Source organism: Komagataeibacter intermedius TF2 (assembly GCF_000964425.1).
Taxonomy (GTDB): domain Bacteria; phylum Pseudomonadota; class Alphaproteobacteria; order Acetobacterales; family Acetobacteraceae; genus Komagataeibacter; species Komagataeibacter intermedius.
Genome location: NZ_BANF01000199.1, coordinates 1 through 10,684 on the forward strand (window position 1 = coordinate 1; position 10,684 = coordinate 10,684).

General features: G+C 58.4%; 6 protein-coding genes and 2 pseudogenes. 4 read left to right on the top strand and 4 right to left on the bottom strand.

Annotated elements, in window-relative coordinates; all coding sequences use genetic code 11:
- The first annotated feature begins 304 nt into the window (after window positions 1–304).
- Together B7449_RS22915 and B7449_RS16040 are read left to right on the top strand one after the other, a co-directional pair.
- Window positions 305–634, top strand: coding sequence for an RNase A-like domain-containing protein (locus tag B7449_RS22915; protein WP_235721258.1), 330 nt, complete (start codon window positions 305–307; stop codon window positions 632–634).
- Window positions 609–992, top strand: a complete 384-nt coding sequence (locus B7449_RS16040; protein ID WP_199858417.1) for a hypothetical protein — start codon at window positions 609–611, stop codon at window positions 990–992. Before B7449_RS22915 ends, B7449_RS16040 begins: the two co-directional genes overlap by 26 nt.
- A 150-nt stretch (window positions 993–1,142) precedes the next feature.
- On the opposite strand, the pseudogene B7449_RS16045 reads toward B7449_RS16040, so the two are convergent.
- From B7449_RS16045 to B7449_RS16055, 3 genes and pseudogenes are all read right to left on the bottom strand, one after another.
- A pseudogene (locus B7449_RS16045) lies at window positions 1,143–1,778 on the bottom strand (integrase core domain-containing protein).
- A gap of 264 nt (window positions 1,779–2,042) precedes the next feature.
- A complete protein-coding gene (locus B7449_RS16050) occupies window positions 2,043–3,983 on the bottom strand; it encodes a transglycosylase domain-containing protein (protein WP_048883825.1) in 1,941 nt (646 codons plus the stop codon).
- Between the two features lie 74 nt (window positions 3,984–4,057).
- Window positions 4,058–8,452, bottom strand: a complete 4,395-nt coding sequence (locus B7449_RS16055) for an alpha-2-macroglobulin family protein (RefSeq protein WP_158003701.1) — start codon at window positions 8,450–8,452, stop codon at window positions 4,058–4,060.
- Window positions 8,453–8,467: 15 nt separating this feature from the next.
- On the opposite strand from B7449_RS16055, the gene B7449_RS21130 reads away from it, so the two are divergent.
- Window positions 8,468–8,797: a hypothetical protein gene (locus B7449_RS21130; protein WP_158003700.1), complete on the top strand. Its 330-nt coding sequence runs from the start codon at window positions 8,468–8,470 to the stop codon at window positions 8,795–8,797.
- Between the two features lie 400 nt (window positions 8,798–9,197).
- Here the strand turns inward: B7449_RS21130 and B7449_RS22920 are convergent.
- A pseudogene (locus B7449_RS22920) lies at window positions 9,198–9,365 on the bottom strand (IS3 family transposase); the annotation flags it as partial.
- An 884-nt stretch (window positions 9,366–10,249) separates the two neighbouring features.
- On the opposite strand from B7449_RS22920, the gene B7449_RS19940 reads away from it, so the two are divergent.
- The coding region (locus B7449_RS19940; protein WP_209426752.1) for a lysozyme family protein at window positions 10,250–10,684 on the top strand (435 nt) is incomplete at its 3' end.

Sequence of the window (10,684 nt, forward strand, 5' to 3'; positions counted from 1 at the left end):
CCCCGCTGTTGTCTATCTGGCAGGTCAAGCTGCGGATGCCGTGATTCCCGCTGGCATACTGCATGCGGCAGCGCATTTCGCGGCAACACGGGCCATTTGCGTTGCCACGGCGGATGCAAACCGGCTTGCCTTCAGGCATGACATCACTACGGAGCACTTCCGCCGGCCAGTCGTGCAACGCACCGGTCAGTCGGCACGGACGCCTGCCAACCAGAATCTTCTCTCACCGCATCGATAGAACCGGCTTAACCTCAACCATCATGAGGCGCCGCTCCATGATCGTAAGAAAGGAGGCGGTCATGTCTTGCTAAAGCATGTCGACCCGACCGAGGCATATATCGAACGCCGGTTCACAAAGGATAAACATCTTGTTGTTTCATTCTTCACGTCGAAGGAAGAAGCCGAACGTGCTATTCACAAAGTGCTCAAGGATAACGGCCCCAGGATTGATGGCTGGCTCAAGAACGCCAGAGATGGAAATGCAATTCTCCTTGAAGGATACACCTCAGGGGGAACTGTCATCATCGAGAGGGCCAATCGGCAGCGCAAGACTGCGCGGCGCATTCAAGTTACAATTGTCAAAAAAGAACACAATGGAATGATCTACTATGTCCAAACTGTTAAACTTGACTAAATATGATATTCTCGATCTGTTTCCGCATCTCACTAATCTGGGTGCGAGCTCGTTTGGCGAGGATCCTGAGCTCTTTGGCGATACACTGTTCGAGGTCACTGAAGATGCGCCGCGCATGCATCGCCTGCCGTTCAAGCAGCGGACAGTCAACGAATTAAGGACGTTACTGACCTATAGCGATATGGACCTCGATCGCGTCAGTTGGGCTGTGCTCGGTATGGACCCCACGGCGGATATTGAAGAACCACCTAACTGGGGCAGCTTTCCAAGCCTGCGGGCATTTTGGTCAGCCGTCCTACATACTTTTGAAAATGACCCCGAGGTGCGGGCGGGAAGAGAGATTGACCCGAGTCCGTAGGGGCAGATCGTTCGTCAACACCGAATACAGGAATGTCTGCTTTCATATGTTGGCGTTCCAGAAACAGACCATCCGCTTACCTGAAGAGTTTCGGGCGCCGTGAGGCGTACGAAAGTCGGGGAGGACCGAACCCGCGACACCGGGACTCAGTTATGGGGAATTTGCAACTGGCGCTGCCCTGAGGCGCCCCCGAGACCCTTGTCTGGCGACCTGCTCCAGTGTCCTGCCATTCAGTTGGGAATGGGGACGCACCGTATTGTAGTCTTCCTGCCAGTCAGCCAGAATCTGTCGGGCATGGCTGAGGGAGGTGAACAGCGTTTCTTTGAGGCATTCATCCCTCAGCCGACCGTTGAAGCTTTCGACAAATCCGTTCTGCTGCGGTTTCCCCGGGGCAATGTAGTGCCACTCGATCTGCATCTCATCGGCCTATTTCAGGATGGCATGGGATGTAAACTCCGTATCACTGTCGCTGACAATCATGAGGGGTTTGCCATAGCTTTCCACCAGAACTGTCAGTTCCCGCGCCACACGTCCCCCTGACAAGGACGTGTCCGCAACCAAGGTCAGGTTCTTGTGGCTGAAATCGTCGATAACAGCCAGAATGCGGAACCGATGACCACAGATCAGGGCCTCGGATACCTCAAGGCCACCATAGCGGGTCTTCCATTTGTAAAACGTCGCATCACTGATCCCGTGTTTGCGGCAAAGATCAGAGACATTCAGCCCGGCCTCCTGTTTCTTCAGCACCCCTATGATCTGCTCTTCCGTAAAACGACTGCGTTTCATTCGTCCGTATCCTTCTCGATCGGACTCTACTTTTAATTGGTTACATTCCCGGGGGGCACGTCACCTCATCTCGGTCATAAGCGGAGCCGTTCGAGTTTCCCGAAAGCGGACGGCCGGCAATAGTTCTGGTTATCCGCGTCCGCAAACCCGAGCGCTCTGAAACCTGCGACATTGTAGTGAGCGATGTTAGTCCACATCAGGCTGATTGGCTGGAAAATGGAAAACTTGTTATAAAATAAATTGACAGTGCAAGAAGGGGCCATTTTACCGTATACGAATATCAATAGTTGCATGGGCGTTTTGCGCGTCCGCAAGAGTGATGTGGGCAAAGCCGGGTGCATCGGGCGTCCAGGAAGGTTGCGCACCGGGCGGCACATCCAGCGGAATGCCATTAATATACCAATGATAAGGCGGATGGCCGCCTGAGCCTTCCAGCCCGACGGGAAGCATCGTGCCCTCGGAAGAGCGGCTTTCAATTTCGGAATGATTGCGCGGAAAGATGATCTGCGGTGCCTGCCGTTGTTGCAGGGTGCGCAGAGCAGGTGACAGGACTGCAACAGCACGATGAGGCTGGGCACTGGCTGGCGGGGCGGATGTATGCGGGGGTGAAGAAAGCAGAGAGAGGAGAACTGCCAGCACTGGCCCTGCCGTATCCCGTCCTGTCAGCCCAGGAGAGGCGGTGCCGTCCGGGCGTCCGGCCCAGACGCCAACTGTTGCCTGCGGGGTGGAGGCCATCGCCCATCCGTCACGATTGCCATAGGATGTGCCTGTCTTGAAGGCAACTCCCTCCCATGATGCCACGCCAGCCGGTGGAGCGGTGCCCCGCAGGATTGTACGAATGTCGGCATTTGCTCTGCTGGACAGCAGGACTGTTTCGGGTGCAGGGCCTGCCGATTTCAGACCTGTCGGTTCACGATGCAGAGGGGCGACGCGACCATTATGATCGAGTGCCGCGTACAGCATTGTCAGGTCATGGAGTGAGATGCCTGCTCCCCCGAGAACGATCGCGAGGCTCGGTGCGCTTTGTGTGCCATCCGGGTTCTTTGGCAGTCGCAACCGCACACCGCAGGCGGAGAGGTGGTCCATGAACCGGGAGGGGCCAACCCGCTCCAGTGCCTGAATGACAGGCACATTGAGTGAAAGCTGAAGGGCTTCACTCACAGTGGTTTCACCCCGGAAAGCATGGTCAAAATCCCTGGGGGCATAACCGCCAATGGCAAGTCGGCTATCGCGCACACGTGTGTGGGGTGTCATCCAGCCTTTTTCGAACGCCATGCCATAGACAAACGGTTTGAGTGTGGAACCGGGGGAGCGGGGCGCCAAAACAGCATCTATCGCATTGCCCGGAGCCTTATGTTCGGCCCCTCCGACCCATGCAACGACCTGCCGTTCATGGTCGACAATCAGTGCTGCAAATGTTCCACGCAGCGGGGCAGGGTGGCTGGCAAGCACCTGCCGTGCGTTGCGCTGGAGCCTTGCATCAAGCGTTGTTACCACCACGCCGTTGCGCCCTGCGCTGAGAAAATGACCGGCGAGTTCAGGGGCGTCATGTGGTACGCCGCGTGTGTCTGGTGTTGGCCATGCAACAGGCCGTAATGAAGTGGCGCGTTGCAGTGTGCGGTGCGCAGCGTTCAGCAAGGCGTCAGGATGGCGGTCCGGGCGGAGTGCGGCGGGCCGCCGGGGTAAAGTCACAAGAAACGCGGCCTCGGTGGGTGTCAGATGGGTGGGTTCATGCCCGAAATAGAGGAGGGATGCCGCACGGATGCCTTCGATATTCGTGCCTTCAGGAGCCAGCGTGAGGTAAAGGTTCAATACACCCTGGCGCCCGAAACGCCATTCAAGCTGGAGGGCGCGCAGGATATCGCGCAGCTTGCCGCCCCATGTATGACGGTGCGGGGTAAGGAGGCGGCTTGTCTGCATGGCCAGCGTGGAACCACCCGAGACAATATGACCATGTCGGGCCAGTTGCCAGATGGCGCGCGCAAGGGCCTGCGGATCAACCCCCGGATGGCTTTCAAAGCGGTGGTCTTCCGTCATCATCAGGAGTGTGATGTAGGTCGGGTCAACATCCTGGCTTTCAACCGGCAGACGCCAGAAGCCATCGCGGCTTGTATGGCCGTCAAGCAGTGTATGGTTGCGGGCTTGAACAAGAAGGGCGGCTTGCTCGGCCCGATGCAGGTCTGGCGGATTAAAACGGTCGGCCACCAGCAGACCAGCCGGAATGAGGCTGGTGAGCAGCAGGCCGAGTGTACAGTTTCTGATGAGACGGAGGGAAGCCCTCAATGTGCGGTGATCTCGACAGTCCCTGATGCCGTGCGCGCCATCAGGCTTGGAAGACGCCGTGCGCTGACCATCGCTTCTGGCAGAGTGAAGCGGCCCGGCGTAATGGCGCGGACGATGCAGGCGACATGGAAACTCCGCGCCGCAAGGTCTGGAGACTGCGTCGTGAAGCGCACCGCAGCACTGAAGCGATCATCCAGCGCGGCAGCATGTTCGGTGTTGCTGAGTGTGCCCAGAAAAGCGTAAGGGGGCTGTGCGCGGTCGTTTTCAGTGTCGTCCATGTCATGGTCGTCAGATGCGGCATCCTCAGGAGAGACAATGCTCTCGATTTCCCATCCGGCAGGAAGCAGGCTGGTGATGCCCACCAGATACTGACCGGGGTGGAGGGCCGTGCCTTTGAGACTGACGATAAACCGGTCATTCTGTTGCATGTGTGTCATGTCAAATGGCTGGCCAGTCAGGGTAAAGCCCTGCATGGCCAGTGTCAGTCCGTTGGTGAGAGGTTTGACATTCCCGGCTGGCTCGCCTTGCACGGTCAGGGTGCTGAACAGCATCTTCCTGCCGGTATTTTCAACCTGAAGACCCTTTTCGAGTGCGGCGGAATCAAACGGATAGGCAAGCGGCAGGCGAAGCGGTGTGGCGTTGGAGCGCCCCTGTACACGCACACTTCGCCCGTCAGTATCCCTGTTCAGAGCACTGGCAGCTTCGAGCAGCGCCGTTCTGGTTGCGGTTGTCAGCATATCAGGCGACAGAGTCAGCTTGCCAAACCGCCCAATAAGCAGGTGGGTGCGCCGGTCGTCATGCGCTTCGGCTGTCAGGGCAGCAAGTCCGGCCAGGTCGCGCACGTAGGTCCAGTATCTGTAATCCCACAAATCCGGCTTTCCGGTGCGGGGTGGCCCGAGTGCCGAGATGGCTGCGTCCAGCAGTGCTTCTGGTGATGTCGCGCTGCTGTCCTCCGGTGCATCGTCCATCGCGAGTGCGACAGCGAGATGCCCAAGGGCCAGAGGATAGGCCTGTGCATTGGAGCCTGCCGTGTCAGCCCAGACGTAGTTGACGCGGGTACCATCCTGCCGCGCGACGAGCGAGGCCGCGAGAGTGTGGATTGCATCAGGATGGAGGCGACCAGCACGGGCCAGCACGTACGCCGCGTAAGCGCGTGTATTCAGCAGTTCTGCCTGCCTTTCACCGTCATGATCTTCATCATAGACGCTCTGAGACTGAAGCTGCTCGCTTTCAATATGGTCGAGTAGCAGACCGAGCCGGTCCTCCGGCACGGTGTAGCCAGCGGCTTTTGCCCGGATCAGGAAATCGGCAAGATAGTCCAGATCGTCGGGAAGACTGAGGCCATCGGAGCGGTCCCACTGGCCAATCTCACCTGATGGGTTCTGGCGATCAAAAAGCGTATTGATGGCTGACTGGATGGATTGACCCGGAGTGTCTCTGTGGTCGTGAGTCTCGGAGAGGGCCGGGTTGCCTTGTTGCAGCAGCGCACGGGCCTGAGCCGCCAGTGTATTAGAATCCCCCCAGACGCTGGATTGCAGGGATTCTTGCAACCCGACTGTATCAAGGCCGTCCGATGCTGAGACGTTGAGGGTTATCCGTGCGTCTGCCGGGTTGAAGCCCGCAAGTTCCGTGCGGTCCCATGTCTTATGGCTACCGGGTGGGAGCGGGGCAGTCCGGCTGACGGTAAGCGGAACATGCGCCAGCCTGATGCCGATGGGCCAGCTTCGCGTCAGCAGCACTTTTGATGAGCCGGATCGGCGCAATGTGAGATGGATATGCGCAATGGCGGTACGGTCCGGCAGGGTGGGGGTGGCGGCCAGCGCAACACGCAGGTCAGCGCGCCCACCGGGTTTGACAGGGGCGCTGAGTGTGCCGGAGCCGAGAACACGGAGCGGTCCATCCGTGGTAACCTGGACCTCGTAAGGTGCTGATGGCGCATCAACATTGATAATGGAGACCTGTGCCTGTGTCGTATCCCCCGGGGCGAGGAACCGTGGCAATCCCAGGTCGGGGAAAACCGGGTCTCGTGCCGTGATGTCTGCCTGCGCGTTGCCAACGGCATCTTTGCTCCAGGCTGAGGCCATCAGGTGAAGCTGGCCGTCAAAATCCGGCACATCGAACGAGAGAGTGCCGTGTCCGGTACTGTCGAGTGCGACCGGACCATCGAACAGCGCGACGCTTTTCGTTGTCCGCACGGGCGGGCCGTCCGCGCTACTGTCGTTTGACGCGACATCCCCCCCAGACCGGATCCGGCCATTTTCCGCATCACTCAGCAGAAGAGACCCGTAGTTGTCCAGCATGTCCAGCCCAAGACGGGGGCGACCGTAAAGGGCATCAAACAGGTTGAGCGGCGTGAAATGCGTGAGGTTGAGAATACCCTGATCGACCGCGGACACCGCGACCTGCACATGCCCCACCGGGAGACCCTGACTGGCCTGAACTGTCACGGGAATGGTGATACGATGGCGCGGCGTGACGGTGCCGGGCGCATCAAGCGTTACGTTCAGCCGATGTGTGTCCTGATTGACACCAATCCATGTGACACCAACCGCCCGCACAGGGTCATGCGGGCGCAGGCCGGAGGGGCTGTTGAGGGGGCGATAGAGTGTGACCAGCGCATAGGCGCCGGAGTGCCAGTCCGGTGCGGCGGTTACGGGCACGTCCAGCCCTTCTTTCGGAACGTCCACAAAACGTGTGTTCAGCACACGGTCTGTTGCAAGCGTTATCTGGGCCTGCCCGGAAAAACCGCCGCCAATGTGGATGACCGTGCTGCCGCCTGGCACGATATGGGTATCGCGCACGCTGAGCGGCAGATGGTCCGGTGTGCTGGCATCACCGCTTCCACCCCAGCCGACCTGAAAGCGGAGTGAACTGCCTGTTACGCCGCCTCTTTCGCTGGGGACGGCACTCAGGCGATATTCGCCCCAGTCCAGCGTTGGGGTGATCCGCGCTGTACCTTTGGCATCTGTTGCAAGATCGCCCGAGCGCATGGGCACGTCCACAGTGTGGCTGCTGAAGGTCCAGCCATTGTCGGGCGTGTAGGACCAGTTATAGATCCGGTTGACGCGTGACAGGGTCCAGTGAATTTTGCCGATGGCAACCGGACTGTTGTCAGGCGCAAAACTTGCAAGATCAATGGGGATAACAGCACTGCCCATGCTGGAGGAGGCATCTGTCGCGACACGGAGGCCGATCAGCGGTGCGGTGCGGCGGACGGGAATTGTAAAGTGTTCACCCACGCGCCGCCCCATGGGGTCAAGAAAACCGGCGCGTATATCAAGGGCGAGCGGCCGGGTAAGGTCCTGAGGAATATCCGGCGTGAAGGTCAGCTGCGTATGGCCTTCATGATCGGTTGGAGCCGCGCTGATGTCGCCGCTGGCTGATGGTGTCTCCTCGTTCTCAAACCCGAAAGCCCAGCCTGTGTGGTCAGGGATCGGATCGGTCGTGGGCACAAGTCTGTAGGAACTGTCACTTTTAAGGCTCGCACCGGGCGCGCCGTAGAGAAAACGTGCCGAGGCATCAATCACAACGGGCTGTCCGGCGGTTGCGAAGGCTGGTGGCCTGAAACTGGCTTCGATACTGGGTGGTACGAAATCCTGAACGCTGAAACGGGCCGAACCGATGGCGGGCAGGGAAGGGTCGAGCAGAATATCGGCCCGCCACAGGCCCGTAGGTGCGCTGGCGCTCAGGGGCACGGTGGTGGCGTAGCCGCCCTCTGCCGCACCTGTAAGCGGAATGCGCCGTTCTTCCATCATATCGGGACGGTACAGAACAAGAACCGGGTGCGCGTCCGGAATAGCCTGTCCTGCCCGGTCACGCAGAAGAGTGAGGAGATGCACGCTCTCACCGGGACGATAGATCCCGCGGTCAGGCTGCACGAGTGCGCGACTGCTCCCCTGAAAGGGGCTGACTGCGCCTTCAAGATGCTGTTCTGAAAAATCGAACCATTGCCGGTCAAGATGCAGAAAGCCGAAATCCTCTCCCTTGCTGGCCAGCAGGACCGAGGAGCGGTCTGCCATGGTACCACGGAGCAGGGGGGCATCAAAATGCCCGAGGCCACTCGCATCCGTTGTGACTGTTGCCAGAGTGCCGCCATCACGGGCGCGCAGTGTCAGCGTGACATCAGGAGTAGGCTGTCCGCTCATCAGGGAGCGGGCACTGACTGTCAGCCCGTCTTCACCCCGCAGCATGGTCAGGCCAAGATCGCTCAGGTTAACCCAGTGGGCAGAAATAGGCTTGTTTTGCAGAAGATCGGCGTTGATGTTCCCACGTTTGAGCGCGGTTTCCACGGGGCTTTTTTCGGGCGGCGTTGCGGCGTCTTCAACCGTCACCAGATAGAGTCCGTTCTGTCCTGCGCCAATTGTCTCTGCCAGCGGGAAGCCAGTTGTCACGGATCGGTCTGGAGCATGATCGATAGCCATGGTGCCGTGCCAGATTTCACGCATGGTCGTGTCCAGCAGGTTCTGGAACGTATAAGGGTCAAAACTGGTCTGGTTCAGATCAGGAAGTGTGCTGTCGATCTGAGCTGTGCCGGGAAATTGCTGATATGCAGCGATCCGAAAGACGTGGAGACGAACCGTGGAGACGTTAACAGTTTCGATAGCGAGGGCAGGCGTATGCCCGGTCGTGCGTCCGGGCAGGATAAAGCCGTCTCCTGTCAGCCCAACGTGCGCATCACGATGCCCAAAACGGGCGCTGAGCGTGAGGGGGACGGCGAGATGCTGGCCATCGGCTGAAGTAAAATCCGGGTCGACCTTCATTGTGTAACCCTGCCCGAAGGCAAGCTTGCCAAGGCAGAATGTGTCATTCTCAACACGCGGTATGAAGGCGCTTTCTGGTGAGAGATGGACCGAATGGGCCAGTGTTGATGTTTCTCGTGCGTTCAGGTTCTGATTGAAATGCAGGCAGATTTCAGGGTGTTTGCCTGTTGCATCGAGAGATGTGCGCTGGAACGCGAAAGGCGAGGACTCAGCGGAAGCCGCCCGACTGCATGGCGCGAGGTACAGAGCCGGAAGGGCAAGAAGGCTCAGGGAAGAAAGCAGAAGGCGTAGAGACAATATATTGAACCCTGAACAGTTTATGCTGGATTACGCGATGTAATCAGTCCCAGGACTGGCGGGGACCGGGTTTCACAAATTACGCGGCCATGAGGATTTGGTCCATAGCAGCGTAAAAATGTTGTTTGGCCTCGGCTTGCGTGATGTTGCCGACAGGATCAAGGATACGGCGCTTGTTGAACCAGTCTACCCCTTCGAGGATGGCGTATTCGACGGCCTCAAACGATCGCCATGTGCCGGATCTATGCTTATGATCGCTTCTCAGACCGCCTCTCGGATTGGGAAAGCTATGGCCCCGTCCTGCGTTGAGCATGCGATCAGCAACGCATCTGAAGCAGCGCGTGGACAAACGCCATCCCCTCCCTGGGTTCTTCGAAGCTGTGTGGTATTAAACGGCTTTTCTATTGTCGTTTTACCGTGCGGAAAGGACAAATATCGTACATCCGCTCATGGCATGTGCGGACATATCCGTTGGCTCATCGGGATGGCGCATGTTGGTCTGTAGCCATAATGAACATGAGCGCAGGGAATGGCTGTTTTCGGTTATCGCTTGCCGATAACCGACCTTCCGCTTTTTCTTCCTTAACCGCCGGTCCGCTCAATCAATTTGAAACAGACAGGCGGTAGTCGCCTTCATGTCGGACATCTGCGGGTGTCTGAAATTTCGCAAAAGCGGACATTGCTGGAGTTCCCCCCAGCCTATTTTTCCTCTGGTATCTGCGCGCGGTTTTTTGCTATATATTAAATATGGTTCGGCTAGTGCTACTCACTGATCCGGACTTTCCCACAAAATCATGATCCTCCCAAAAATCGCTATGGCAGAGCTGTGGCAAGGATCACCCACGCGACACGCAAAGCCCGCCCTGACCCGGCGGGCTTTTTTTGTGTCTGCATTTCAGGACACGTCATGTCGAATACCAACCAGCATCCCGCCCTGACATGTGTCATGAGCGAACACCAACTCGTCAGCGTCGTCAGACGCTATCTGCCAAGCCAGAAACCGGGCAGAAGGTCTGGCTACGATCGGCTTCGGGGCTGTGGAAATGGCCGGGGCTACGCGTCTCTCTAGGGCTACATGCTGATTAACTTTTTAGCTTATCTGTGGCATCAAGCCACAGGGAATGAGGAAACATGTCTGGCTCAAACTGTACCTGTAATCCGTCCTACACCCGGTCATCGTCAGAAGCGTCACGTGCTCCCAACGTGATCAGGACGTCGGTTTATGGGCGCGGCTTCATCGAACGCCACGAAGAGATGAGGGGCGTCAGCAACCGTTTGCACTGGCCGGGCGGGGCGTCCGGCGTAACGCTCGGACCTGGTTATGACATGCGCGACCGCTCCCGAGCGGAGGTCGAGCAGAAATTGCGGTCCATAAAGATCCCCTCCGATCTGGCGGCCAAGGCGGCGGCGGGTGCTGGTCTGCGTGGCGAAGCGGCCAGGAAGTTCGCCCGGGATAATAAAAATCTCGTCAATCTGACGGACGATCAGCAGAGTCGTCTTCTGCAGGTCAATCTCCCGAGCTATGAGGCGATCGTTCGTCGGGGCACCCATGTCTACCTGACACAA

Bases quoted from the DNA above. Each gene is read 5' to 3' on its own strand.
- B7449_RS16040 (WP_199858417.1), top strand. From the start codon at position 609: ATGTCCAAACTGTTAAACTTGACTAAATATGATATTCTCGATCTGTTT.
- B7449_RS21130 (WP_158003700.1), top strand. From the start codon at position 8,468: ATGATCGATAGCCATGGTGCCGTGCCAGATTTCACGCATGGTCGTGTC.